Consider the following 26,292-nt stretch of genomic DNA (forward strand, 5'->3'; position numbering starts at 1 on the left):
ACCTGGACGAGGAGTTCCATCCAGTCGATCCCGTTGGTGGCGGTCGGAATTCCGACCGCACGAGCGATCGCAGTACCCACGAACGCGGAGACGATGCCCACCAGAATGGTGAGCAGCATCCCGATGGGCTGCTTACCCGGCAGAACCAGCCGGCCGAGAGCGCCGACGACGATGCCGATGAGAATTGCGGTGAAGATGCCGGTGACGGTCATGGTTCCTCCAAGAGTTGCGGCTGAGCGGTGGCTACCCGAGCCCGCCAGGCAATAAACGCTCGCGTCAATCCCGCGCGGTATCCGTAGGGTCGACGCAATGGACACTCACGTGCTCTCGGTGGACACCAGCCGCCGACGGACGGTGGACCTGACCGACGAGGTCCGCGACTTCTGCGCCTCCCGCGGCGACGGGTTGTGCAACGTCTTCGTCCCGCACGCCACCGCGGGGGGTGGCGATCCTCGAGACCGGCGCCGGCTCCGACCACGACCTGGTGGACACGCTGGAGCGCCTGCTGCCGCGCGACGACCGCTACCGCCACGCGCACGGCTCACCGGGGCACGGCGCCGATCACGTGCTGCCCGGGCTCGTCGCGCCGTCGGTGACGCTGCCCGTGAGCGGCGGAGAACCCCTGCTCGGCACCTGGCAGAGCGTGGTGCTGGTGGATCTGAACAGGGACAACACCCGGCGCAGCGTCCGCCTCAGCTTCGTGTCGGGGGTGAACGTCTGCCGCGGTAGGGGCCCGGTACTGTGGTGCGGTCGAGTATTCGCAGGTGGCGGCCGATCGGCCCCCGCTGACCAGACCCGAAGGGCAGCAGGAGTGCAGACACACGAGATCAGGAAGCGGTTCCTTGATCACTTCGTGAACGCCGGACACGCCGAGGTGCCCAGCGCATCGGTGATCCTCGACGACCCCAACCTGCTGTTCGTCAACGCCGGCATGGTGCAGTTCGTCCCCTTCTTCCTCGGCGCCAGGACCCCGCCGTGGGACCGTGCCGTGAGCATCCAGAAGTGCATCCGCACCCCGGATATCGACGAGGTGGGCATCACCACCCGGCACAACACCTTCTTCCAGATGGCCGGGAACTTCAGTTTCGGCGACTACTTCAAGAAGGGCGCCATCGAGTTCGCCTGGTCGCTGTTGACCAACCCCGTCGAGCAGGGCGGCTACGGCTTCGATCCGGAAAAACTCTGGGCCACGGTCTATCTCGATGACGACGAGGCGATCGGCTACTGGCAGGAGGTCGCCGGCCTGCCCCTCGAGCGCATCCAGCGGCGCGGTATGGCCGACAACTACTGGTCGATGGGAATCCCCGGCCCGTGCGGACCGTCGTCGGAGATCTACTACGACCGCGGTCCCGAGTACGGCATCGAGGGCGGCCCGGAAGCCAACGAGGACCGCTACATCGAGATCTGGAACCTCGTGTTCATGCAGAACGAGCGCGGCGAGGGCACCTCGAAAGAGAGCTTCGAGATCCTCGGCCCGCTGCCGCGCAAGAACATCGACACCGGAATGGGCATCGAGCGGGTGGCGTGCCTGCTGCAGGGCGTGGACAACGTCTACGAAACCGACCTGCTGCGACCTGCGATCGACCTGATGGCCGCCCGTGCGCCGCGCGGCTACGGCCAGGGCAACCACACCGACGACGTCCGCTACCGCATCATCGCCGACCACAGCCGCACCGCGGCGATCATCATCGGCGACGGGGTCAGCCCCGGTAACGAGGGTCGCGGCTACGTGCTGCGCCGGTTGCTGCGCCGAATCATCCGGGCAGCCAAGCTGCTCGGCATCGAGGACGCCTTCATGGCAGACCTGATGGCGACCGTGCGGGACGCCACCGGGCCGTCGTACCCGGAACTCGTGACCGACTTCGACCGCATCTCGCGTATCGCCGTCGCCGAAGAGGCGGCGTTCACCCGTACGTTGGCGTCGGGGTCGAAGCTCTTCGACGACGCGGCGCAATCGACACGGGCAGCGGGATCCAGCGTGTTGTCGGGCACCGACGCGTTCACCCTTCACGACACCTACGGCTTCCCGCTCGAGTTGACGTTGGAGATGGCCGCCGAGGCGGGTCTGAGCGTCGACGAAGAGGGTTTCCGCGGACTGATGGCCGAGCAGCGCCAGCGAGCCAAAGCCGACGCCGCCGCGCGCAAACACGCCCACGCCGATCTGAGCGCCTACCGCGAACTCGTCGACGCCGGGCCCACGGAGTTCACCGGCTTCGACGAATTGACCAGTGAGGCACGAATTCTCGGGATCTTCGTCGACGGCAAGCGGGTGCCGGTGGTATCGCACACCGGCCGCGACGGCGCGCAGGAGCGGGTGGAACTGATCCTGGACCGCAGCCCGTTCTACGCCGAGTCGGGCGGGCAGATCGCCGACGAAGGCCACATCAGCGGAACCGGCTCGTCGGAGACGGCGAAGGCGGCGGTCACCGACGTGCAGAAGATCGCCAAAACACTGTGGGCGCACCGGATCAACGTCGAATCGGGCGAATTCGTCGAGGGCGACACCGTGACCGCGTCCGTGGACCCGCAGTGGCGCCGCGGCGCGACCCAGGGCCACTCCGGCACCCACATGGTGCACGCGGCACTGCGACAGGTGTTGGGCCCCAACGCTGTTCAGGCTGGCTCGCTGAACCGGCCCGGCTATCTGCGGTTCGACTTCAACTTCCAGGGCGCGCTCAGCGATGAGCAGCGAGCCCAGGTCGAGGAGGTCACCAACGAGGCGGTGCAAGCCGACTTCGAGGTGCACACGTTCACCGAGAAGTTCGAGAAGGCAAAAGCGATGGGCGCGATGGCGATGTTCGGCGAGTCCTACCCCGACGAGGTCCGCGTCGTCGAGATCGGCGGGCCGTTCTCACTGGAGCTGTGCGGCGGTACGCACGTCGGACGCTCCGCGCAGATCGGCCCGGTCACGATCCTCGGCGAATCGTCGGTTGGCTCCGGTGTGCGCCGCGTCGAGGCGTACGTCGGGTTGGACTCCTTCCGGCACCTCGCCAAGGAACGCGCGCTGATGGCGGGGCTGGCCTCCACGTTGAAGGTGCCGTCGGACGAGGTTCCTGCCCGCGTCGCGACTCTGGTCGACCGCCTCCGGACCGCAGAGAAAGAACTGGACCGGTTGCGGCTGGCCGGCGCGCGCGCCGCGGCGGTGAACGCTGCCGCAGGCGCCGAGGAAATCGGTAAGGTGCGCCTCGTGGCGCAGCGGATGGCCGGCGGAATCTCGGCAGGCGACCTGCGGTCCCTCGTCGGGGACATCCGCGGCAAGCTCGGCAGCGATCCGGCCGTCGTCGCACTGATCGCCGAAGGGGACGACGACACGGTCCCGTTCGTGGTGGCGGTCAACCCGGCCGCGCAAGATCTCGGACTGCGCGCCAACGATCTCGTCACGGTCCTGGGCGGCGCGGTCAACGGCCGCGGCGGCGGCAAGGCCGACCTCGCGCAGGGTTCCGGTCGGGGCGCTGCGGGCATCGACGCGGCACTCGCGGCGCTGCGCGCGGAGATCGGCCGGAGCTGACCAGAGTGCCCGACGCCTCAAACGACGCCGACCGCGCACCGGACCGACCGGGTGACCCGGCCACGGCGCCGGATCCGGGACGGGGCCGTCGGCTCGGGGTGGACGTCGGTTCCGTGCGCATCGGGGTGGCGGTCAGCGATCCCGACGCCATGCTGGCCACCCCCGTGGAGACGGTGTCCCGCGACCGGCGCGGCAACCGGCACGTCACACGGCTGGCCGGGCTGGTCGACGAGTACCAGGCCGTCGAGGTCGTGGTCGGTCTCCCGCGCACGTTGGCCGACCGGGCCGGTTCCTCGGCGCGCGACGCGGTCGACGTCGCCGACAAACTGGCCGAACGGATCGCCCCGGTGCCGATCCGCTTCGTCGACGAACGCTTCACCACCCTGACCGCGCAGCGCGCGCTGCGCGAGGCCGGGGTCCGGGCCCGCGGCCAGCGGGCCTTCATCGATCAAGCTGCAGCGGTGGGGATTCTGCAGAACTGGCTGGACCAGCGGCGGGCGGCGCTGTCCCCACACGGAGAGGCCAGGGATGGCTGACGACTGGCACGGCGACCGGGCCGAACCGCTGGCGGTGGGGCCGCCGCGGCAGCGGATGACCCGCCGACAGCGTGCGCGGGAGAACCGGCTGCGCCGCCGGCGGCGGGTGGCTGCGGTGACCGCGGTGTCGGTGGTGGTCGTCGTCGCGGTCGTCGCGGTGCTCCTCGGTTCGCGGATGTGGAACTCGCTGTTCGGTACCGCGGACAACGACTACACCGGCAGCGGCGTCAACGACGTCGTCATCCAGATCCACGACGGCGACTCCACGACCGCCATCGGAAAGACGTTGCTGGACAACAAGGTCGTCGCCACCGTGAAGGCGTTCGTCGACGCCGCCGACGGCAACGATGCGATCGCGGCGATCCAGCCGGGCTTCTACAAGGTGCGCACGGAGATCCCGGCATCGAGCGCGGTGACGCGGCTCGCCGACCCGGCCAATCGCGTCGGCAAGCTGGTGATCCCGGAGGGCCGTCAGCTCGACGACGTGTCCGACGTCAAGACCAACGCGGTCACCGACGGCATCTTCACGCTGATCTCCAAGGCGACGTGCGTCGACCTCGACGACAACCAGCGGTGTGTGGCGGCGGGCGACCTCAAGGCCATCGCCGGCACCGCAGCTCCCGCGGCGCTGGGAGTGCCCCAGTGGGCGGAGGGACCGGTGACCTCGATGGGGGCCGACCACCGGCGCCTCGAGGGCCTGATCGCGCCCGGCACCTGGAACATCGACCCGTCGGCGACCCCGCAGGAGATCCTGTCGACGCTGATCACCAGCAGCGCGGGGCAGTACGAACAGAGCGGACTGCTCACGACCGCGACCAGCCTCAACATGTCGCCCTATCAGATCCTGACGGTCGCCTCGCTGGTACAGCGGGAAGCCAAGCCGCAGGACTTCTCGAAGGTGGCGCGCGTCATCTACAACCGGCTCGCCGAAAACCGCACCCTGGAGTTCGACTCCACAGTGAACTTCGCGCTCGACCGCATCGAGGTGGCCACCACTGACGGCGACCGTGCGCAGGCCACGCCGTGGAACACCTACGTCCGACCCGGGCTGCCGGCCACCCCGATCTGCTCGCCCGGCGGCCCCGCGCTGACCGCGGCCGAACAGCCGGCGCCGGGCGACTGGCTGTACTTCGTGACGATCGACATGCAGGGCACCACGCTGTTCACCCGCGAGTACGAGCAGCATCTGGCCAACATCGAGTTGGCACGCCGCAACGGTGTGCTCGACTCGGCTCGCTGAGAGAGTGGGTTCCGCTCGCCGGGCGGCCGTGCTGGGTTCGCCGATCGCCCACTCGCGGTCCCCGCAGCTGCATCTGGCGGCCTACCGCGCGCTGGGCCTCGACAGCTGGACCTACGACCGCATCGAGTGCACCGGTGAGCAGCTACCGGCCATGGTGTCGGCCTTCGGGCCGGAGTGGGTCGGCGTTTCGGTCACGATGCCCGGCAAATTCGCCGCGCTGCGCTTCGCCGACGAGGCGACCGAACGGGCCCGGCTGCTGGGGTCGGCCAACACGCTGGTGCGGTCCCCGGCCGGTTGGCATGCCGACAACACCGACGTCGACGGCGTCATCGGCGCGCTGGCCGATGTGTCGACCGTCGACCGCGCCGTCGTGATCGGCTCGGGCGGCACCGCACCGGCGGCCGTGGCCGGTCTGGCCGCGCGCGGCACGCGCCACATCACCGTCGTCGCGCGCAGCGCTGAGAAGGCCGCGGGCGCTCTCGAGGTGGCGCGCCGCAGCGGTGTCCTCGCCGACTTCTGTGATCTGCAGAGCGCCGCGCTGGCCGGCGTCGTCGCCGACGCGCACGTGCTGGTGAACACCATCCCTGCCGATGTCGTGGCACCGCACGCCGACGTGCTTGCGAGCGTGCCGGCGCTGCTGGACGCGATCTACGAGCCGTGGCCCACGCCGCTCGCCGCGGCTGTCGCGGCGCGCGGAGGCCACGTGATCAGCGGGCTGCAGATGCTGCTCAACCAAGCGTTCACCCAGGTCGAACTGTTCACCGGGCTGCCCGCTCCCAAAGAGGTGATGAGGGCCGCTCTCTTCGGCGCTTAGCCTCGAGCAGTGGGGGAGGCGGCGTTCGTGGTGGTGACGGGCTGGCTGATCGCGTTGAGTGCCTACGACCTGCGGTGTCGCCGCCTGCCGAACCTGCTCACGCTGCCCGGCGCGGCGGTGATCCTGACGGCGGCCGCCGCGCTCGCCGGGCACGGTGCGGGCGCACTGGCGGGGGCGCTGGCGTTGACCGGTATCTACGCCGCGGTGCACCTGTGTGCGCCCGCTGCGCTGGGGGCCGGTGACGTCAAGCTCGCCCTCGGGGTGGGCGGCTTGACCGGGGCGTTCGGAACGCAATCGTGGGCGCTGTGCGCGGTCGGCGCCTCACTGCTGACCGGGCTGTGGGGTGCGGCGCGCGTGCTGCGCGGCGTGCGGTCGGCCGTGCCGCACGGGCCGGCGATGTGCCTGACGGCGGCCGCGGCGGTGATGACGGCGCTGGCCGACCCCGCACTGGGCTGACCTCGTCGCCGTTTTCCGGACCCCGGCCTCCTCATGCGAAACTGGGACACGTGTTGCGATGGACCACAGCAGGGGAATCCCACGGTCGTGCGTTGGTGGCGATGGTCGAGGGGATGGTCGCCGGTGTCGAGGTGACCTCTGCCGACATCGCGGCCGCACTGGCGCGTCGCCGCCTCGGCTACGGCCGCGGTGCCCGGATGAAGTTCGAGCAGGACCAGGTGACGATCCTGGCCGGAGTGCGGCACGGCGTGACGCTGGGCGGCCCGATCGCGGTCGAGATCGGCAACACCGAATGGCCGAAGTGGGAGACCGTGATGGCCGCCGATCCGGTCGATCCGGACGTGCTGGCCGACAGCGCCGCCCGCAACGCGCCGCTGACCCGGCCCCGGCCGGGCCACGCTGACTACGCCGGCATGCTCAAGTACGGCTTCGACGACGCTCGTCCCGTCCTGGAGCGGGCCAGCGCGCGCGAGACCGCGGCCCGTGTCGCCGCGGGCACCGTGGCGCGGGCGTTCCTGCGGCAGGCGCTCGGTGTGGAGGTCGTCTCGCACGTCGTGTCCATCGGCGCGTCGACACCGTACGACGGGCCTCCGCCGCAACCCAGTGACCTCGCCGCGATAGACGAGAGCCCGGTCCGCGCCTACGACGCGGCCGCCGAAGCCGCGATGATCGCCGAGATCGAAGCGGCCAAGAAGGACGGTGACACCCTCGGCGGTGTGGTCGAGGTGGTGGCCCACAATCTGCCCGTCGGACTGGGCTCGTTCACCAGCGGTGAGAATCGGCTCGACAGCCAGCTCGCGGCCGCGGTGATGGGCATCCAGGCGATCAAGGGCGTGGAGGTCGGCGACGGGTTCGAGACCGCGCGCCGGCGCGGCAGCGTGGCACACGACGAGATGTACCCCGGCCCCGACGGCGTGATGCGCTCGACCAACCGGGCAGGCGGCCTGGAGGGCGGCATGACCAACGGGCTACCGATCCGGGTGCGTGCGGCGATGAAGCCGATCTCGACGGTGCCCCGCGCCCTGGCGACCATCGACATGGCCACCGGCGAGGAAGCGGTGGCGATCCACCAGCGCTCCGACGTGTGTGCGGTGCCGGCGGCGGGCGTCGTCGTCGAGACGATGGTGGCGTTGGTGCTCGCCCGGGCCGCTCTGGAGAAGTTCGGCGGCGATTCGCTGACCGAGACCCGCGCCAACATCGAGACCTACCTGCGCGCGGTGGCTGCGCGCGAGCCCGCCACCGACGGGGTCAGGGCGTCGGGCTGATGGCGCCCAAGGCAGTGCTCGTGGGGCTGCCCGGATCGGGCAAGTCCACGATCGGCCGTCGGTTGGCCAAGGCGCTCGAGGTCGAGATGCTCGACACCGACGTCGTGATCGAGAAGAGCACCGGCCGCACCATCGCCGACATCTTCGCCAACGACGGCGAAGCCGAATTCCGGCGCATCGAAGAGGAAGCCGTCCGCGAGGCGCTGGCGTCCCCACGACGGCGTGCTGTCCCTCGGTGGCGGTGCGATCACCTCGCCTGGCGTGCGCGAGGCGTTGGCCGGGCAGACGGTCATCTACCTGGAGATCAGCGCGGCCGAGGGGGTGCGCCGCACCGGCGGCTCGACGGTGCGCCCCTTGCTGGCCGGCCCCGACCGCGCCGAGCGATTCAAAACACTGATGGCGCAGCGTGTTCCGCTGTACCGGCAGGTGGCGACCATTGCGTGTGAACACGAACCGGCGGAACCCCGCGGCGGTCGTGCGCCACATCGTCGCGCGAATGGAGAGCACGGCCGCAGCACGAGCCGATCGTCGTCGCCGCCGGCCGTCGTGGCGGCGCGCGCCGATGTCGTTGACGGCGGCGCCCTCGACGGAAGCTCCACCCAGCCCAGCCGCCGTGGCGGCCAGGAAAGGATCCCCGTGTCGACGCAAGGACGTTCCGTGACCGAACCGGTGACCGTCGAGGGTCCACACCGACCCGCCGTATCCCGTCATCATCGGGCACGGGGCTGCTCGGCGACCTCGGCCGCATCCTCGACGGCCGGCACAAAGTCGCGATCCTGCACCAGCCGACGCTCACCCCAGACCGCCGAAGCGATCCGAGCTCACCTGTCCGACAAGGGAATCGACGCGCACCGCATCGAGATCCCGGACGCCGAGGGCGGCAAGGAGCTGCCGGTCGTCGGCTTCATCTGGGAAGTGCTGGGCCGCATCGGGATCGGCCGCAAGGACGCGATCGTCAGCCTCGGCGGCGGCGCCGCCACCGACGTCGCCGGGTTCGCGGCGGCGACCTGGCTGCGCGGGATCGACATCGTGCACGTGCCCACCACATTGCTCGGCATGGTCGACGCCGCGGTGGGTGGCAAGACCGGAATCAACACCGACGCCGGCAAGAACCTCGTCGGCGCATTCCACCAGCCGACCGCCGTGCTGGCCGACCTGGCGACGCTGGACAGCTTGCCGCGCAACGAGATCGTGGCGGGGATGGCCGAGATCGTGAAGGCCGGCTTCATCGCCGACCCCCGTGATCCTCGACATGATCGAGGCCGATCCGCAGCAGTCCGTCGAACCGGGCGGGAATGTGCTGCCCGAATTGATCCGCCGCGCGGTCGCCGTCAAGGCGGCGGTGGTGGCCGCCGACGAGAAGGAATCGGCGCTGCGGGAGATCCTCAACTACGGCCACACCCTGGCGCACGCGATCGAGCGGCGGGAGCGTTACCAGTGGCGGCACGGCGCCGCCGTGTCGGTCGGGCTCGTGTACGCCGCCGAATTGGGCCGACTCGCAGGACGTTTGGACGATGCGACCGCCGAGCGGCACCGTGCGATCCTGACCTCGCTGGGGCTGCCGGTCAGCTACGACGCCGACGCACTGCCGGCGCTGATGGAATCGATGCTGGGGGACAAGAAGACTCGGGCGGGCGTGCTGCGATTCGTGGTCCTCGACGGACTCGCCAAACCGGGTCGCCTGGAGGGACCCGACCCGTCGCTACTGGCGGCGGCCTACGCCGAGGTGGCGCGCTAGACGCAGGCTAGGTGTCGCGTCTGGTGGTCTTGTCGGTGTCGTCGTGCTCGGCCACCGCGACCGGGGAGGTGTGCCGCTCGGTCTCGGAGTTGTCGTAGTCCTGCACGTCGTCCCTGCCATCCCTGTCGTCGCGCACCGCGGCGAAGACGTCGGTGTCGGCGCGGTCGTCGTCACCTTCGCGGCGGCGCGGGGTGTCGGGCGTCTTGCGGTCGACGAGCCAGCGGCCCAGCGCGACGCCGATGACCGCGAACAGGAACACCAGCAGCGCGGTGAACGCGGCGAAGGTGGTCAGCTCGTTGAGCAGGCCCTCGACGTAGAGGTTTTTGTAGAACACCCCGATGAGCCAGGCGACGGCGCCGCTGACCACTCCGGCGAACAGGCCGGCCAGCAGCCACGTCATCGCCAGATCCCCGCGGCGGTCCGGATCCGGGTTGGCGCGGGCGTCGGCGCGCCCGTCGATGTGGCCCCAGATGAAGACGACGACTGCATACAGCGCGACGAGGACGGCGCTGATCAATCCGGCCTTGGTTTCGAAGGTGTTGATCAACGCTCCCTGCAGCAATCGAACGATCACCATCAGGGCGGCGAACACCAGTCCGCGCAGCAGCCACTTGCTCATGGGGCCTCACCTTAGCGAGTAGCGTCACCGGTCGTGACCAATTCCGCCCGCCGCGACCGGCTGCGCCAGCGTCTGGCTGAGGCCGGACTCGACGCCATGCTGGTGACAGACCTGGTCAACGTTCGCTATCTGTCCGGATTCACCGGCTCCAACGCGGCCTTGTTGGTCCTCGCCGAGGGCGACACGCCGGTGCTGGCCACCGACGGCCGCTACCGGACGCAGGCGGCTGCGCAGGCGCCGGACGCCGAGGTCGTCATCGAGCGTGCCTGTGCGCCGCATCTCGCGGTGCGGGCGGCCGCGGCCGGAGTCTCCCGGCTGGGATTCGAAAGTCACGTCGTGACCGTCGACGCCTTCACGGCGCTGACCGAGACGGTCGGGGAGCGGGTCGAGTTCGTCCGGGCGGCCGGCATCATCGAGGCATTGCGCGAGGTCAAGGACGCGAGCGAGCTCGCGCTGCTGGGACGGGCCTGCGACGCCGCCGACGCGGCGTTGCACGACCTGGTCCAGCGTGGCGGTCTGCGCGCCGGGCGTACCGAGAAGCAGGTACGCAACGAGTTGGAGGCGTTGATGCTCGAGCACGGTGCCGACGGCGCGTCGTTCGAGACGATCGTCGCTACTGGCGCGAACTCAGCCATCCCGCACCACCGGCCGACGGATGCGGTGCTCGCCGCCGGCGACTTCGTCAAGATCGACTTCGGCGCGCTCGTCGGCGGCTACCACTCGGACATGACGCGCACGTTCGTGCTGGCGCCGGCCGCTCAGTGGCAGCACGACATCTACGGACTCGTGGCGCGCTCGCAGCAGGCGGGCCGGGAGGCGCTGGCGCCAGGCGTCGTACTCAAGGCCGTCGATGCGGCATCGCGGCAGGTCATCGCCGATGCCGGCTATGCCGACAACTTCGGTCACGGCCTCGGGCACGGGGTCGGCCTGCAGATCCACGAAGCACCGGGAATCAACGGCGCAGCCGCCGGTACACTGCTTGCTGGCTCCGCAGTGACCGTCGAGCCCGGTGTCTACCTGCCCGATCGCGGCGGCGTCCGCATCGAGGACACGCTGGCGGTCACCCCGGAGGGGCCCGAACTACTGACCAGGTTCGGCAAGGACCTGATGATCCTCTAGACGCTAGGAGTACACCCCACCGTGGCATCGACCGCCGACTTCAAGAATGGGCTCGTCCTGCAGATCGACGGCCAGCTGTGGCAGATCGTCGAATTCCAGCACGTCAAGCCTGGTAAGGGCCCTGCCTTCGTGCGCACCAAACTCAAGAACGTGGTGTCGGGCAAGGTGGTCGACAAGACCTACAACGCCGGGGTGAAGGTGGAGACCGCGACCGTCGACCGGCGCGACGCCACCTATCTGTACCGCGACGGCTCGGATTTCGTGTTCATGGACTCCGAGGACTTCGAGCAGAACCCGTTGCCCGAGGCGCTTGTCGGCCGGCTGGCCGGATTCCTGCTGGAAAACATGCCGGTGCAGATCGCGTTCCACAACGGAACCCCGCTGTACCTGGAGCTCCCCGTGACCGTCGAGCTGGTGGTCGCGCACACCGAGCCGGGCCTGCAGGGTGACCGTTCCAGCGCAGGCACCAAGCCCGCGACGCTGGAGACCGGTGCCGAGATCCAGGTGCCGCTGTTCATCAACACCGGCGACAAGCTGAAGGTCGATTCGCGGGACGGAAATTACCTGGGAAGGGTCAATGGCTGACCGGCGTGGTGACAAGGGCCGTCATCAGGCCCGCAAACGCGCGGTCGATCTGTTGTTCGAGGCAGAGGCGCGCGACATCACTCCCGCCGAGGTTGCCGAAGCGCGAAATGCGCTGGCGCAGAAGCAGACCGACGATTGGTCCGACGACGACGGCCTCGCGCCGCTGAACCCGTACACGGTGACGGTGGCGCGCGGCGTCACCGAACACCGCGCTCACATCGACGACCTCATCTCGTCGCACCTGCAGGGGTGGACGCTGGACCGGCTGCCCGCCGTGGACCGGGCGATCCTGCGCGTCGCGGTATGGGAGCTGCTGCACGCCGACGACGTGCCCGAGCCGGTCGCCGTCGACGAGGCGGTCGAGCTGGCCAAGCGGCTGTCGACCGACGATTCGCCGGGATTCGTCAACGGGGTGCTCGGCCAGGTGATGCTCGTGACGCCGCAGATCAGGGCGGCCGCTGCGGCGGTGCGTGCCGGGAGCAACGGCGCCAACGGCACTGATGGGTGAACTCTCGCGTCGTTCGCGATGAACTAAATGTGCGCAACCTGGTGCTGAGCGGTCCGGTCCGCGAGCATCACAGAGGTGACGGTCTTCCCTGAAGCACAGTGTGTCCACCGTCCGCACTGGTCGTTGGCGCGGACCTGGCTACTGGAGCCCGCGCGGCCTGGGTGTTGGCGCGCTCTGTCGTCGCACGCCGATGTGGTGGTTCTCGACCTCGAGGACGGGCTGCCCGATGCCGACAAGCCGGCCGGCAGGCAGGTGGTTTCCGAACTCCTGCGCGGCGACGGGCGGGCCTGGGTGCGGATCAGCAGCGCGGGCACGCCGGACTGGCATGCCGATCTGGAGGCCGCGGCGACGGCGCCGGGGCTGGACGGAGTGATGCTCGCCAAGGTCGAGTCTGCGCATGATGTGGTCTCGACGGCGCAGCGGTTGCCGGCTGGGACGCCTGTCGTCGCTCTGGTCGAGTCCGCGCTCGGGATCGAATCCGCTCTGGAGATCGCGCGCTCATGTGCCCGAATCGCGTTCGGCATCGGCGACTTCCGCCGTGACACCGGCATGTGCGCCGATCCGATGGTGCTGGCCTATCCGCGCGCCCGCCTGGTGATCGCGAGCCGGGCCGCCGGATTGCCGGCACCGATCGACGGCCCCACCCTGCGCGACAACGCCGCTGATCTGTCGCGCGACACCGAGATCACCAAGGCTGCCGGGATGACGGGCCGACTGTGCCTGGATGCCGGCCACGCGAGCACGATCAACGCGCTGCTCAGCCCGTCACCCGACGAGATCGACGCCGCGCGCGCCACCCTGGCGCGCCTCGACGCGCCGACCAGTCACTACGACGGCAGCTCCGGACCCACCCGTGCCCGCGCCGAGGCGATTCTCGAGCTGGCCGCCAAACTCGGCGTGCTCAGCGATAGTCCGGAAGTGTCATCGAATCCGCAGTGGTGAACCACCTCTTCTCGGCGACCGACCGAAACGGCCACCGCTGGCACCACTTCATCACCGCCGCCGTGATCACGATGTCGGATTCCCGCATCGGCGCGTAGCCTTCGACGCCGCGCGGCAGGTCCTGGCACCGGTCGACGAAAGGACGCATCACTTCCTCGTAGCGCGCGAGCGCGGGGGCGAGGCCTGTGGCGTCGAAGCGGTCGGCAGGTCCGAGCTCACCGGCCAGGACGTACGCGCCGACCAGTGCCAGGGTGGTGCCCATTCCCGACAGCGGGGAGGCGCAGTAGCCGGCATCTCCGACCACTGTCACCCGTCCCGACGACCACGCCGGCATGTGCACTTGCGCGAACGCGTCGAAGTAGAAGTCGTCGGCGGCAGTCGCGGCGGCGAGCAGCGCATCGCATTGCCACCCCGCCCCGGCGAAGCGCTCGACGAGGATCTGCCGCTGCTGGTCGATGTCGTGGCGGTCGTAGTCCAGCGGCCCGGATTGAAAAGCCAACCCGGCCTTGGCAATCGCCGGATCGTGCGACGGACGCATCGATGCATTCAGGCCGCCGGGCGCCTGGTAGAGCAGGAACCAGCCGTCGAGCCCGACGGTGTCCGGAGCGGAGAACCACGCGTGATAGCCGCCGATGGGGCGGATGTAGCTCTCCTCGGGACCGAACGCGATCCTTCGCACCGCCGAGTGCGGCCCATCGGCGCCGACCACCAGGTCGGCGACCACCCGGGTGCCGTTGGCCAGGGTCGCGACGACCCCGCTCTCGTCGTGCTGGAGGCCGGAGACCGTCGCGCCGAATCGGTAGTCGACATCGTGGCGGGTGGTCTCGTACAGGACCGCCGCAAGGTCGCCGCGCAGGATCTCCAATGACGACACCAACCCGTTGCCGCCGAAGGCAGTGACCGGCATCTCGGCCCGGCGGCTGCCGTCCGACTTCACCCATGCCGCGCCGCTCTGTTCGAGTGCTCGTGCCCGCATCTCGTCGAGCAGTCCCATCCGCTCGACGACCTCGCGCCCGGTGCCCCGCAGGTCCACGGTCTGCCCACCGGGCCGGATGCCGGACGCGAGCTCGAGCACGATCACCCGGTAGCCCGCGCGATTCAGCCAGAAGGCCAGCGCGGGTCCGGCGATCCCGGCACCGTTGATCAGCACAGTCGGACTCTGCATACTCCGTAATGTACTGCGCGACAGCGGCTGTCACCGTCAGGCCGAGCGTTTCAGGTGAGTGCTCAGTTCGACGATGTCGATGCTGAGTCCTCCTTCGATGACGCTGTAGCGGCGTCGTATCGGTGGTCCGGGTAGTGGTGGTGCGGTGGAGTGGTACGTCGCGCCGGTGGGGGTTCGGTAGTCGGCGCTGTGCCGGCCGTCGGTCTGGGTGGTGGTGACGGTCCAGCCGGGGGCTTCTTTGGCGTAGTTGCAGGCGGCGCAGGCACCGAGGCCGTTGAGTGCAGAGGTGTGTCCGCCGTGGCGTGCGGGGGTGGCGTGGTCGTGGTGGCGGATGGGGGCGTCGCAGTAGGGGGTGCGACAGGTCTGGTCGCGCAGTTTGATGAACATGGCCAACCCCGTGGGGAAGATCCGGGCTCGTGATTCCATCGCGACCAGCTGCCCGCTGGAGGGGTGGCGGTAGAGGCGGCGCAGCGTGGCTTTGGCCGCCTCGTCGGTCACCACATTCGACACCAGGTCGCGCACCACCGCCGCGGGGACGGGTCCGTAGCCGTCGACCCAGCCGGGTGAATCGTCGTCTCCGAAGAGGGTGGTGTCGGCCATGACGAGGTTGACTGCGATCGGCACCGGCGCTTCGGCGGGACGGGCGGTGACCCGCTGGTAGAGGGTGTCGGTCATGATCTGCCCGCGGAGGCGGCCGTCTCCACACGAATCGGCTTCACGCTTGAGTGCGGCGTACACCCCGATGCCCTGGGACAGCGGCATCACCGCGGTCAGATACACCATGCCGTTAGGTGCGGGTCGGGTCGACACCGAGGCGCTCTGGGCGGCCCGTTCTTTGAGCTCCACCACAGCGGCCGCATCCAGGCGGGCGGCGATCGCCGCGGCGGCGGCTTCGATGCGGGCGTTCCCCAACCCGACTAGGGCTGACTGGTCGGCGCACATCTCCTCATCCAAGGCCCGGCGGTCCTCGACGGTCAGGCAGGCGGACTGTTTGACGATCAGCGTGGCCCGCCACTCGGTCAGGACCCCGGCTTCCAGTGCGGCCAGAGTGTGAGGCATTTCCTCAACCAACGCCCGCGCGAATCCCAGATGCCGACCGCCGTGCGCCGGAGAATCCAGGCGCGCCAACGCCACCTCCGAGGCCAACCCCCGACCCCTTTTCGACGTCGGCATCCCGGCGGCCTCTTCTGCGGCCCGTCGCTTCTGCGCCCACAGCGCGGTCGCGCGTGCCTGCGCCGCGGCAGCCTCGGCTTTCAGTCGTTCGCAGCGGGTGACGACCTCGCGCAGCTCGGCCTCCGAGGCCGACCCATCGAATTCGAACACCTGTGCGAACATGTCACCGACACTACAACGGCCCACTGACACGTCGGGTCGCCGTCGGCGCGGCCGACGCCAGCTCGAGGTAGTGGCGGAATCTCGGGCATTCCATGTGATCGGGAGAGGGGCATGCGGCGGCGTGTTTGAGCCATCCGCTGATCGCCGTGAGCTTGCTGATGGTCGCATCGATATCGGAGGCGCGCGACGCAAGAGCGGCTCGATCGATATGAGGTGTGCCACCCGAAGCCAGCATTCTCGCGATCTCGTCCAGCGAGAAGCCAGTGGATCGCATCATCGCGATGAGCGCGAGCTGATCGAAGACGTTCTCGTCGAAGAGCCGTCGGTTGGCGCGGCGACCGACCGAGGCGATCAGCCCCTTCTGCTCGTAGAACCGCAACGTCGACGCGGGCACCCCAGAGCGTCTCGTCACCGCAGAAATGTCGATCGCCATCCGGCAACGATCCCTTGCGCTCAAGTCGACTTCAACTGTGAGGGTGACGGAAACGACCGAGATCAAGGAGTGGCGATGGAAATCCCAGAATCGAATGCAGCTCAAGCGCGCATATGGAACGAGGCCGCCGGTCGAGCCTGGGTTGACCTGGCGTCGGTGCTCGACCACACCTTCATGCCCTTCGAAGAGATGCTCGTCGACTGGGTGGCTGCACTGCCGGAGGCGCAGCGGCAACAGGTCCTGGACATCGGGTGTGGTACTGGCGCAACGACATTGGCTCTGGCTAAGCGCTTGCCCGGACAGGAGTGCACTGGCATCGACATCTCCGGGCCCATGATCGATCTGGCACGAACGCGCGCACGTACTCAGCAGATACCAGCGAACTTCGTCGTCGGAGACGCTCAATCGTTTCCCTTCGCCGACGCGAACGTCGACGTTCTGGTCTCCCGCTTCGGGGTGATGTTCTTCGATGACCCGGTCGCGGCGTTCGCACATCTCCAGAGCGCCGTCAGGGACGGTGGTCGAATCGTGTTCGTGTGTTGGCGTGCGCCGGCCGACAATTCGTTCATGTCCACGGCGGAGCGTGTTGCCGGACCTCTCCTGCCCGGCTTCTCGCCGCCCACCTCCGGTCAGCCGGGGCCGTTCGCATTCGCCGATCCGGTGCGGGTGAGGCATGTGCTCGAGGAGAGCGGATGGACGGGCGTCACGATCGCCGCAGTCGACGCCGTCTGCACGATGCAGGAAAAGGACCTGATGCCCTATCTCACGCAGATGGGACCCGTCGGCCGGATGCTGTCGACTGTCGACGAGAACACACGGGTGCGCGTGGTCGAGGCTCTGGCCGAAGGGCACGCCCAGTTCGTGACCGATGGCGAGGTTCGATACACCGCCGCGTGCTGGCTGGTGAGCGCGGCGTCGCCCTAGGTTGAGGTCACGACAAGCTGCACCTACAGGTCGAACGCCTCGTACGTCCGTCGTACGAACTTCGGTTGCGCGCTGGCGAGTTTGGCGAGCGAGGTGTTGCCCGCGATGGCGGCGGCAGCATCGGTCGTGAGGCTCGGCAGGTTCTGGATGAGGTAGATCAGGATGGCATCGGCCGTCGGATCGGCCTGCCACCACGTGCCGTACGCACCGGGCCACGAGAACGTGCCCGCCCCGCCCGGCCCGAACAGCTGGCGCGACTTCGCCGGATCGGTCACCACCGACAGGTTCAGGCCGAACCCGCGGCCGATCCAGAACGGCGCCCCGAGGAAATCGTGTCGCTTCTGCTCGTCGGTGAGGCGATCGGTGCGCATCAGCCGCACCGACTCCTCGGACAGCACCCGCACACCATCCACCGTCCCGCCCGCGAGCAGCATCCGGGCGAACGCGAGGTAGTCGTCGACGGTGGACCACAGGCCCGCCCCGCCCTGGCAGAACGGCGGATCCATGATTGGCGCCGGCCCCATCACGTCGTGGTGCAGGGTGTTGTCCGCCGTCAACTGATACATCGTCGCCGAACGGCGCCGCCCCGTCGGCCCGACGTGAAAAGCGGTGTCCGACATGCCCAGTGGCTCGAGTATGCGTTCGGTCAGCACCTGAGGCAGCGGCTTGCCGACCAGCCGGGACAACGCGATCCCGAGAACATCGGTGGCGTGACTGTAGGTCAGGCGCTCGCCGGGCTGGTGCACCAGCGGCAGGGCGGCCAGTTCGGTCAACCACCGGTCCTGATCCTGGCGGGCGGGCAGCTTGCGGTACGCGTCGGAGAGCGGGCCGCGAATCGAGAACATGTAGGCCAACCCACTGCGGTGGGTCATCAGATCCTCGATCGTGATCGGCCGCTGCGCCGGCACGGTCCGATCGAGCGGACCGCCGGGATCGGCGAGCACCCGCATGTCGGCCAGCTCGGGCAGCCACGTCGCCACCCGATCGGTCAGTGCGAGCGCGCCTTCCTCGATCAGCGTCATCGCCGCGGCCACCGTCACCGGCTTCGTCATCGACGCGATACGGAACAGGGTGTCGCGCTGCATCGGCAGCTTGGCGTCGACGTCGCGGTAGCCCAGTTCGTTGACCTGCAGGACTTCGCCTGCCCGCCACACGAGCGTGACAGCTCCGGCCAGCAGCCCTGCGTCGATCGCCTCGACGATGGAGGCCTGATTGCGGTCGAGGTTCATCGCGTCAGAGTAGGTCAGCGGTGCCGACGGCAGCGCACAGTGATAGCCTTGCCGCGATTTGACCGTCCTTTAACGACCGTCCCGTGAGGCGGAGAAGGAGGTCCGGGTTACACGTGGCTGCCACCAGTGACCGGGAACTGATGTCCGCGGCGGACGTGAGTCGAACGATCGCCCGCATCGCCCACCAGATCATCGAAAAGACCGCGCTGGACGCGGCTGACGCGCCGCGGGTCGTCCTCCTCGGAATCCCCACCCGCGGCGTGACGCTGGCCACTCGATTGGCCTCCAACATCGTCGAATTCAGTGATACCGACGTCGCGCACGGCGCACTGGACACCACCCTCTACCGCGACGACCTCATGTCGAAGCCGCCCCGGCCGCTGGCGCCGACGTCGATCCCGCAGGGCGGCATCGACGGCGCGCTGGTGATCCTGGTCGACGACGTGCTGTACACCGGCCGGTCCGTGCGGTCGGCCCTCGACGCGCTGCGCGATCTCGGTCGGCCCCGCGCCGTGCAGCTCGCGGTGCTGGTGGACCGCGGACATCGCGAACTGCCGATCCGCGCCGACTACGTCGGCAAGAACGTACCCACGTCGCGTAGTGAGAACGTCAAGGTGCGGCTCACCGAAAACGACGGAGCCGATGGGGTTTCCATCGCACCGCAGGGAGGTCCGCAACGGTGAAACACCTTCTGACGGCGGCAGACCTGAGCCGCGACGAGGCGACCGCGATCCTCGACGACGCCGACCGGTTCCGCGAGGCGCTGCTCGGGCGCGAGGTGAAGAAGTTGCCGACGCTGCGTGGCCGCACGATCATCACGATGTTCTACGAGAACTCCACCCGTACGCGGGTGTCGTTCGAGGTCGCCGGCAAGTGGATGAGTGCCGATGTGATCAACGTCAGCGCGTCGGGGTCGTCGGTGGCCAAGGGGGAGTCGCTGCGCGACACCGCCCTGACGCTGCGGGCGGCCGGAGCCGACGCCCTGATCATCCGCCATCCCGCATCCGGCGCCGCCCAGCAGCTCGCCGCGTGGACGCTGGACGAGGCCGGAGGACCCAGCGTCATCAACGCCGGTGACGGCACCCACGAGCACCCCACCCAGGCGCTGCTCGACGCGCTCACCATCCGGCAGCGGCTCGGCTCCGTCGACGGCAAGCGCGTCGTCATCGTCGGCGATGTCCTGCACAGCCGGGTCGCCCGCTCCAACGTCGCGCTGCTGCACACCCTCGGTGCCGAGGTCGTGCTCGTCGCGCCGCCCACGCTGTTGCCTGTCGGTGTCAACAACTGGCCGGTCACGGTCTCGCACGACCTCGACGCCGAGCTGCCGGTCGCAGACGCCGTCCTGATGCTGCGGGTGCAGGCCGAGCGGATGAACGGCGGTTTCTTCCCGTCGTCACGGGAGTACTCGGTGCGCTACGGACTGTCGGAGAAGCGGCAGGCGCAGCTGGCCGAGCACGCCGTCGTCCTGCATCCCGGTCCGATGCTGCGCGGTATGGAAATCGCGCACTCGGTTGCCGACTCCTCGCAATCGGCTGTGCTGCAACAGGTGTCCAACGGTGTGCACGTGCGGATGGCGGTGCTGTTCCACCTGCTCGTCGGTACCGAAGTGGAGGCGATCAGCGCATGATCCTGATCAAGGGCGTGCTGCTCTATGGCGAGGGCGACCCGGTCGACGTGCTCGTCGACGACGGTCAGATCGCCGACATCGGCTCGGGCCTGACCGCTGATGAGGGCGGCACGGTCATCGATGCGGCGGGTCAGATCCTGCTGCCCGGCTTCGTCGATCTGCACACGCATCTGCGCGAACCCGGCCGCGAGTACGCCGAGGACATCGAAACCGGTTCGGCTGCAGCGGCATTGGGTGGATACACCGCGGTGTTCGCGATGGCCAACACCGATCCGGTGGCCGACTCCGCCGTGGTCACCGACCATGTGTGGCACCGCGGTCAGCAGGTCGGGCTGGTCGACGTCCATCCCGTCGGCGCGATCACCGTCGGGCTGAAAGGCAAGCAGCTCACCGAGATGGGGCTGATGGCCGCCGGCGTCGGTAAAGTCCGGATGTTCTCCGATGACGGCATCTGCGTCGACGATCCGCTGGTGATGCGCCGGGCGCTCGAATACGCCTCCGGGCTCGGCGTGTTGATCGCCCAGCATGCCGAAGAGCCGCGGCTGACCGTCGGCGCGATCGCCCACGAAGGCCCCACCGCCGCGCTGCTCGGCCTGGCCGGGTGGCCGCGCGCGGCCGAGGAATCCATCGTCGCCCGCGACGCGCTGCTCGCCCGCGACGCCGGTGCCCGCGTACACATCTGCCACGCCTCCACCGCAGGCACGGTGGAGCTGATCCGCTGGGCCAAGGAGCAGGGCATCGCGATCACCGCCGAGGTCACTCCGCACCACCTGCTGCTCGACGACAGCCGCCTCGCCGACTACGACGGCCGCAACCGTGTCAACCCTCCGCTGCGTGAGGCCGCCGACGCCATCGCGCTGCGCCAGGCTCTGGCGGACGGCGTGATCGACTGTGTCGCAACCGATCACGCGCCCCACGCCGAGCACGAGAAGATGTGCGAGTTCGCCCATGCCCGGCCCGGCATGCTGGGGCTGCAGACCGCGCTGTCGGTCGTCGTCGAGACGATGGTGCGGCCGGGCCTGCTCACTTGGCGCGACGTCGCCCGGGTGATGAGCGAGGCGCCCGCCCGCATCGTCGGCCTGCCGGACCAGGGCCGTCCGCTGGAGGTGGGGGAGCCCGCCAACCTGACCGTCGTCGACCCGGACGCGCGATGGACCGTCACCGGCGCGGCGCTGGCCAGCCGTTCGGACAACACCCCGTACGAGGCCATGGAGCTGCCCGCCGTGGTCACGGCGACCCTGCTGCGCGGCACCGTCACCGCCCGCGACGGAAAGGCGGGCGCATGAACACCGAAACGCTGGTCGCGTCGCTGATCATGGCCGCGATCCTGGCCCTGCTGATCGCCGTGCTGATCGGCGCGATGCTGCGCGGCTGGCGCCGCCGCGCCGAACGGCAGGCGCAACTCCTCGGCACGCTGCCGCAGCTTCCCGACACCGTCGGGGCGGCGACCGTCTCACCGACCAAGGGGCTCTACATCGGTTCCACACTGGTCCCGAACTGGAACGATCGGGTCGCCGCAGCAGACCTCGGCTTCCGCGCGAAAGCCGTGCTGACCCGGTATCCCGAAGGAATCATGATGCAGCGCACCGGCGCTGGTCCGATCTGGATCCCCGACGAGATGATCACCGACATCCGCGCCGAGAAGAGTCTGGCCGGCAAAGCGCTGACCCACGACGGCATTCTGGCGATCCGCTGGCGACTGCCCACCGGGGTGGAGATCGACACCGGCTTCCGCGCCGACAACCGGCGCGACTATTCGAAATGGCTTCCCGAGGAGGTGGCATGACGGCGAACGTGGCCGTGCTCGTGCTCGAAGACGGCCGGGTCTTCACCGGCACACCGTTCGGTGCGGAGGGCGAAACCCTGGGCGAGGCGGTGTTCTCCACCGGCATGTCCGGATATCAGGAGACGCTGACCGACCCCAGCTATCACCGCCAGATCGTGGTCGCCACAGCTCCGCAGATCGGCAACACCGGCTGGAATCACGAGGACAGCGAGAGCCGCGGCGACAAGATCTGGGTCGCGGGATACGCGGTGCGCGACCCGTCGCCGCGCGCCTCGAACTGGCGAGCCAGCGGCACGCTCGACGACGAGCTGCGCCGCCAGGGTGTGGTCGGCATCGCGGGTATCGACACCCGCGCGGTGGTGCGTCACTTGCGTAGTCGCGGCTCGATGAAAGCCGGGGTGTTCTCCGGCAGAGCGCTCGCCGACACCGAGGAATTGCTGGCCCGGGTGCGCGGTCAGGCGTCGATGCTCGGCGCTGATCTGGCCGGCGAGGTCAGCACCGATGACCGCTACGTCGTCGAACCGGTTGGCGCTCAACGATTCACGGTCGTCGCTCTCGACCTGGGGATCAAGACGAACACGCCCCGCAACTTCTCCGAGCGTGGCATCCGCACCCATGTGCTGCCGTCGTCGGCCGACTTCGCCGAGATCGCCGACCTGCACCCCGACGGCGTCTTCCTGTCGAACGGACCGGGTGACCCCGCCACCGCCGATCACCTGGTGGAGGTCACCAAACAGGTGATCGACGCCGGCACACCGCTGTTCGGGATCTGCTTCGGCAATCAGATCCTGGGCCGCGCACTGGGCCGGGGCACCTACAAGATGACCTTCGGGCACCGCGGCATCAACATCCCGGTGATGGACCACGCGACCGGCCGTGTCTCGATCACCGCGCAGAACCACGGCTTCGCCCTCGAGGGGGAGGCCGGCGAAGAGTTCGACACGCCGTTCGGCGCTGCGGTTGTCACCCACACCTGCGCCAACGACGGGGTGGTCGAAGGGGTGGCGCTGGCCAACGGGCGGGCGTTCTCGGTGCAGTACCACCCGGAGGCCGCCGCAGGCCCCCGAGATGCGAACTACCTGTTCGACCAGTTCATCGAGTTGATGGCGGGAGAGAAATAGATGCCGCGTCGTACCGACCTCCAGCACATCCTGGTCATCGGATCCGGGCCGATCCTGATCGGCCAGGCCGCCGAGTTCGACTATTCGGGCACTCAGGCGTGCCGCGTGCTGCGCTCCGAGGGGCTGCAGGTCACGCTGATCAACTCGAATCCGGCGACGATCATGACCGACCCGGAGTACGCCGACCACACCTACGTCGAGCCCATTACCGCCGAGTTCGTCGAGAAGGTGATCGCCCAGCAGGCCGAGCGCGGTAACAAGATCGACGCGCTGCTGGCCACCCTGGGCGGGCAGACCGCGCTGAACACCGCGGTGAAGCTGTACGAGAGCGGCACCCTCGAGCGCTATGGCGTCGAGATGATCGGTGCCGACTTCGACGCCATCCAGCGCGGCGAGGATCGGCAGAAGTTCAAGGACATCGTCTCCAAAGTCGGAGGCGAGTCGGCGAAATCCCGCGTGTGTTTCACGATGGACGAGGTGCGCGAGACCGTCGCGGACCTCGGGCTGCCCGTGGTGGTTCGGCCCAGCTTCACGATGGGCGGCCTGGGCTCGGGCATGGCGTACTCGGCCGAGGACGTCGAGCGGATGGCCGGTGACGGCCTGGCCGCGTCGCCGAGCGCGAATGTGCTGATCGAGGAATCGATCTACGGCTGGAAGGAGTACGAACTCGAGCTGATGCGTGATCACCACGACAACGTCGTGGTGGTGTGCTCGATCGAGAACTTCGACCCGATGGGCGTGCACACCGGGGACTCGGTGACCGTCGCGCCGGCGATGACGCTGACCGACCGCGAATACCAGACCATGCGCACCCTCGGCATCGAGATCCTGCGCGAGGTCGGCGTCGACACCGGCGGCTGCAACATCCAGTTCGCGGTCAACCCCAGGGACGGCCGGCTCATCGTCATCGAGATGAACCCGCGGGTGTCCCGGTCCAGCGCGCTGGCGTCGAAGGCCACCGGTTTCCCGATCGCCAAGATCGCGGCCAAGCTCGCGATCGGTTACACGCTCGACGAGATCGTCAACGACATCACCAAGGAGACGCCGGCCTGCTTCGAGCCGACGCTCGACTACGTCGTCGTCAAGGCCCCCCGCTTCGCGTTCGAGAAGTTCCCCGGCGCGGACGGCACGCTGACCACCACGATGAAGTCGGTGGGTGAGGCGATGTCGTTGGGCCGCAACTTCGTCGAGGCTCTCGGCAAGGTGATGCGGTCCCTGGAAACCACGAAACTCGGGTTCTGGACAGGCCCCGACGATGATGCCGACGTGGATGAGGTGCTCGAGCGCCTACGTACCCCCACCGACGGGCGGCTCTACGACATCGAATACGCGCTGCGGCTGGGTGCGAGCGTCGAGCAGGTCGCCGAGGCCTCCGGGGTCGACCCCTGGTTCGTCGACCAGATCAGCGGTCTGGTGGAGCTGCGCGCCGAGATCATCGACGCTCCGGTGCTCGGCGAGGAACTGCTGCGGCGCAGCAAGCACAACGGTCTCTCCGACCGTCAGATCGCCGCGCTGCGACCGGAATTGGCGGGCGAGGTAGGGGTACGCGCGTTGCGCCGCCGCCTCGGCATCCATCCGGTGTACAAGACCGTCGACACCTGCGCCGCGGAGTTCGAGGCCAAGACGCCGTACCACTACAGCAGCTACGAACTCGATCCCGCCGCCGAAAGTGAGGTCGCACCGCAAGCCGAGAAGCCCAAGGTGCTGATCCTCGGCTCGGGCCCCAACCGCATCGGGCAGGGCATCGAGTTCGACTACAGCTGCGTGCACGCCGCGACCACGTTGAGCGAGGCCGGCTTCGAGACGGTCATGGTCAACTGCAATCCCGAAACCGTCTCCACGGACTACGACACGGCGGACCGGCTCTACTTCGAGCCGCTCACGTTCGAGGACGTCCTCGAGGTCTACTTCGCCGAGCAGTACTCCGGGCGCGGCGGACCCGGCGTCGTCGGTGTCATCGTGCAACTCGGCGGGCAGACCCCGCTGGGGTTGGCGGAGCGCCTGGAGAAGGCCGGGGTACCGATCGTCGGCACGCTGCCCGAGGCGATCGACCTGGCCGAGGACCGCGGCCGCTTCGGCGAGGTCCTCACCAACGCGGGCCTGCCCGCGCCCCGATTCGGCATGGCGACCAGCTTCGAACAGGCGCGCCGCATCGCGGCCGAGATCGGCTACCCGGTGCTGGTGCGGCCGTCCTACGTGCTCGGCGGACGCGGCATGGAGATCGTCTACGACGAGGACACGCTCGAGGGCTACATCACCCGGGCCACCCAGCTCTCACCCGAGCACCCCGTGCTGGTGGACCGCTTCCTCGAAGATGCCATCGAGATCGATGTCGACGCCCTGTGCGACGGCACCGAGGTCTACATCGGCGGCATCATGGAGCACATCGAGGAGGCCGGCATCCACTCCGGTGACTCCGCGTGTGCGCTGCCGCCGGTGACGTTGGGCCGCAGCGACATCGACGCCGTTCGGCGCGCCACCGAGGCGATCGCCTTCGGCGTCGGCGTGGTCGGCCTGCTCAACGTGCAGTACGCCCTCAAGGACGACGTGCTCTACGTGCTGGAGGCCAACCCACGCGCCAGCCGCACCGTGCCGTTCGTCTCCAAGGCCACCGCAGTGCCGCTGGCCAAGGCCTGCGCGCGGATCATGCTGGGCGCAACGATCGCCGGGTTGCGCGAGGAGGGCCTGCTGGTCGCGGAGGGGGACGGCGCCGCCGTGCCGCGTAACGCCCCGGTCGCCGTGAAGGAAGCCGTCCTTCCTTTCCATCGGTTCCGCAAGCACGACGGCAGCCAGATCGACTCGCTGCTGGGCCCGGAGATGAAGTCCACCGGCGAGGTGATGGGCATCGCCCACGACTTCGGCAGTTCGTTCGCCAAGAGCCAGACCGCCGCCTACGGTTCGCTGCCCGCACAGGGCACCGTGTTCGTGTCGGTGGCCAACCGCGACAAGCGGTCCCTGGTGTTCCCGGTCAAGCGCCTCGCCGATCTCGGGTTCCACATCCTGGCCACCGAGGGCACCGCGGAGATGTTGCGGCGCAACGGAATTCCCTGTGACGAGGTGCGCAAGCACTTCGAGGAACCCAGTCCGGACCGGCCTGCGGTGTCGGCCGTCGAGGCGATCAAGGCCGGCGACGTGCAGATGGTGATCAACACGCCGTACGGCAACTCGGGTCCGCGCATCGACGGCTACGAGATCCGCTCGGCCGCCGTGGCGATGAACATCCCCTGCGTGACGACGGTGCAGGGCGCGTCAGCGGCCGTGCAGGGCATCGAGGCCAGTCTGCGCGGCGGCATCGGCGTGATGTCGCTGCAGGAACTGCACAGCGCGCTGGGGTCCTGACCG

General features: G+C 68.9%; 23 protein-coding genes and 3 pseudogenes. 20 read left to right on the forward strand and 6 right to left on the reverse strand.

Annotated elements, in window-relative coordinates:
• A partial coding sequence (locus PGN37_RS18130) for a GlsB/YeaQ/YmgE family stress response membrane protein (RefSeq protein WP_335332395.1) occupies positions 1-212 on the reverse strand: 212 nt, incomplete at its 3' end.
• A gap of 230 nt (positions 213-442) precedes the next feature.
• Here PGN37_RS18130 and alaS point away from each other — a divergent pair.
• The 8 genes and pseudogenes from alaS to aroB all read left to right on the forward strand — a co-directional run bounded on the left by alaS (position 443) and on the right by aroB (position 9,557).
• Positions 443-3,508: an alanine--tRNA ligase gene (gene alaS, locus PGN37_RS18135; protein ID WP_335332396.1), complete on the forward strand. Its 3,066-nt coding sequence runs from the start codon at positions 443-445 to the stop codon at positions 3,506-3,508.
• 5 nt (positions 3,509-3,513) lie between these two features.
• Positions 3,514-4,044, forward strand: a complete 531-nt coding sequence (ruvX, locus tag PGN37_RS18140) for a Holliday junction resolvase RuvX (protein WP_335332397.1) — start codon at positions 3,514-3,516, stop codon at positions 4,042-4,044.
• On the forward strand, positions 4,037-5,284 hold the full coding sequence (locus PGN37_RS18145; protein WP_335332398.1) for an endolytic transglycosylase MltG: 1,248 nt from the start codon (positions 4,037-4,039) through the stop codon (positions 5,282-5,284). Before ruvX ends, PGN37_RS18145 begins: the two co-directional genes overlap by 8 nt.
• Positions 5,285-5,288: 4 nt before the next feature.
• On the forward strand, positions 5,289-6,098 hold the full coding sequence (locus tag PGN37_RS18150; protein ID WP_335332399.1) for a shikimate dehydrogenase: 810 nt from the start codon (positions 5,289-5,291) through the stop codon (positions 6,096-6,098).
• A 9-nt stretch (positions 6,099-6,107) separates the two neighbouring features.
• On the forward strand, positions 6,108-6,554 hold the full coding sequence (locus PGN37_RS18155) for an A24 family peptidase (protein WP_335332400.1): 447 nt from the start codon (positions 6,108-6,110) through the stop codon (positions 6,552-6,554).
• A 50-nt stretch (positions 6,555-6,604) separates the two neighbouring features.
• Positions 6,605-7,819, forward strand: coding sequence for a chorismate synthase (aroC, locus tag PGN37_RS18160; RefSeq protein ID WP_335332401.1), 1,215 nt, complete (start codon positions 6,605-6,607; stop codon positions 7,817-7,819).
• A pseudogene (locus PGN37_RS18165) lies at positions 7,819-8,480 on the forward strand (shikimate kinase). Before aroC ends, PGN37_RS18165 begins: the two are co-directional and overlap by 1 nt.
• A pseudogene (aroB, locus tag PGN37_RS18170) lies at positions 8,477-9,557 on the forward strand (3-dehydroquinate synthase). The pseudogenes PGN37_RS18165 and aroB overlap by 4 nt, the downstream one beginning before the upstream one ends.
• Before the next feature lie 7 nt (positions 9,558-9,564).
• Here aroB and PGN37_RS18175 read toward each other — a convergent pair.
• Entirely contained in the window at positions 9,565-10,176 is a 612-nt protein-coding gene (locus PGN37_RS18175; RefSeq protein ID WP_335332402.1) for a B-4DMT family transporter, read from the reverse strand.
• 33 nt (positions 10,177-10,209) lie between these two features.
• Here PGN37_RS18175 and PGN37_RS18180 point away from each other — a divergent pair, with 33 nt between their 5' ends.
• The 4 genes from PGN37_RS18180 to PGN37_RS18195 all read left to right on the forward strand — a co-directional run bounded on the left by PGN37_RS18180 (position 10,210) and on the right by PGN37_RS18195 (position 13,330).
• Positions 10,210-11,295, forward strand: a complete 1,086-nt coding sequence (locus tag PGN37_RS18180; protein WP_335332403.1) for a M24 family metallopeptidase — start codon at positions 10,210-10,212, stop codon at positions 11,293-11,295.
• A gap of 21 nt (positions 11,296-11,316) precedes the next feature.
• The gene (gene efp, locus PGN37_RS18185; protein ID WP_335332404.1) at positions 11,317-11,880 is read left to right on the forward strand and encodes an elongation factor P; all 564 of its coding nucleotides are present in this window, start codon (positions 11,317-11,319) and stop codon (positions 11,878-11,880) included.
• A complete protein-coding gene (gene nusB / locus PGN37_RS18190) occupies positions 11,873-12,388 on the forward strand; it encodes a transcription antitermination factor NusB (RefSeq protein WP_335332405.1) in 516 nt (171 codons plus the stop codon). Before efp ends, nusB begins: the two co-directional genes overlap by 8 nt.
• Positions 12,389-12,463: 75 nt before the next feature.
• The gene (locus PGN37_RS18195; RefSeq protein WP_335332406.1) at positions 12,464-13,330 is read left to right on the forward strand and encodes an HpcH/HpaI aldolase/citrate lyase family protein; all 867 of its coding nucleotides are present in this window, start codon (positions 12,464-12,466) and stop codon (positions 13,328-13,330) included.
• On the opposite strand, the gene PGN37_RS18200 is transcribed toward PGN37_RS18195, so the two are convergent.
• Genes PGN37_RS18200 through PGN37_RS18210 form a run of 3 tightly spaced genes read right to left on the reverse strand, consistent with a single transcriptional unit; the run spans position 13,290 to position 16,263 of the window.
• On the reverse strand, positions 13,290-14,495 hold the full coding sequence (locus tag PGN37_RS18200) for an FAD-dependent monooxygenase (protein WP_335332407.1): 1,206 nt from the start codon (positions 14,493-14,495) through the stop codon (positions 13,290-13,292). The genes PGN37_RS18195 and PGN37_RS18200 overlap by 41 nt on opposite strands.
• Positions 14,496-14,531: 36 nt before the next feature.
• The gene (locus PGN37_RS18205; RefSeq protein WP_335332408.1) at positions 14,532-15,830 is read right to left on the reverse strand and encodes an HNH endonuclease; all 1,299 of its coding nucleotides are present in this window, start codon (positions 15,828-15,830) and stop codon (positions 14,532-14,534) included.
• A 10-nt stretch (positions 15,831-15,840) separates the two neighbouring features.
• On the reverse strand, positions 15,841-16,263 hold the full coding sequence (locus PGN37_RS18210; protein ID WP_335332498.1) for a helix-turn-helix domain-containing protein: 423 nt from the start codon (positions 16,261-16,263) through the stop codon (positions 15,841-15,843).
• A gap of 189 nt (positions 16,264-16,452) precedes the next feature.
• On the opposite strand from PGN37_RS18210, the pseudogene PGN37_RS18215 reads away from it, so the two are divergent.
• Both PGN37_RS18215 and PGN37_RS18220 read left to right on the forward strand, forming a co-directional pair.
• A pseudogene (locus PGN37_RS18215) lies at positions 16,453-16,764 on the forward strand (class I SAM-dependent methyltransferase); the annotation flags it as partial.
• Positions 16,765-16,830: 66 nt separating this feature from the next.
• On the forward strand, positions 16,831-17,187 hold the full coding sequence (locus PGN37_RS18220) for a hypothetical protein (protein WP_335332506.1): 357 nt from the start codon (positions 16,831-16,833) through the stop codon (positions 17,185-17,187).
• Positions 17,188-17,210: 23 nt separating this feature from the next.
• Here the strand turns inward: PGN37_RS18220 and PGN37_RS18225 are convergent, their stop codons facing one another.
• A complete protein-coding gene (locus PGN37_RS18225) occupies positions 17,211-18,416 on the reverse strand; it encodes a serine hydrolase domain-containing protein (RefSeq protein WP_335332409.1) in 1,206 nt (401 codons plus the stop codon).
• Between the two features lie 113 nt (positions 18,417-18,529).
• On the opposite strand from PGN37_RS18225, the gene pyrR reads away from it, so the two are divergent.
• The 6 genes from pyrR to carB are packed head-to-tail and all read left to right on the forward strand — an operon-like array spanning position 18,530 to position 26,289.
• Positions 18,530-19,099, forward strand: a complete 570-nt coding sequence (pyrR, locus tag PGN37_RS18230) for a bifunctional pyr operon transcriptional regulator/uracil phosphoribosyltransferase PyrR (protein ID WP_335332410.1) — start codon at positions 18,530-18,532, stop codon at positions 19,097-19,099.
• A complete protein-coding gene (locus tag PGN37_RS18235) occupies positions 19,096-20,043 on the forward strand; it encodes an aspartate carbamoyltransferase catalytic subunit (RefSeq protein WP_335332411.1) in 948 nt (315 codons plus the stop codon). The genes pyrR and PGN37_RS18235 overlap by 4 nt, the downstream gene beginning before the upstream one ends.
• A complete protein-coding gene (locus tag PGN37_RS18240) occupies positions 20,040-21,329 on the forward strand; it encodes a dihydroorotase (protein WP_335332412.1) in 1,290 nt (429 codons plus the stop codon). Before PGN37_RS18235 ends, PGN37_RS18240 begins: the two co-directional genes overlap by 4 nt.
• Positions 21,326-21,829: a PH-like domain-containing protein gene (locus PGN37_RS18245; RefSeq protein ID WP_335332413.1), complete on the forward strand. Its 504-nt coding sequence runs from the start codon at positions 21,326-21,328 to the stop codon at positions 21,827-21,829. Before PGN37_RS18240 ends, PGN37_RS18245 begins: the two co-directional genes overlap by 4 nt.
• On the forward strand, positions 21,826-22,950 hold the full coding sequence (gene carA, locus PGN37_RS18250) for a glutamine-hydrolyzing carbamoyl-phosphate synthase small subunit (RefSeq protein ID WP_335332414.1): 1,125 nt from the start codon (positions 21,826-21,828) through the stop codon (positions 22,948-22,950). The genes PGN37_RS18245 and carA overlap by 4 nt, the downstream gene beginning before the upstream one ends.
• Positions 22,951-26,289, forward strand: coding sequence for a carbamoyl-phosphate synthase large subunit (gene carB, locus PGN37_RS18255; protein ID WP_335332415.1), 3,339 nt, complete (start codon positions 22,951-22,953; stop codon positions 26,287-26,289).
• The last annotated feature ends 3 nt before the right edge of the window (positions 26,290-26,292 follow it).

Source organism: Mycobacterium kyogaense (assembly GCF_036946525.1).
Taxonomy (GTDB): Bacteria; Actinomycetota; Actinomycetes; order Mycobacteriales; family Mycobacteriaceae; genus Mycobacterium; species Mycobacterium kyogaense_A.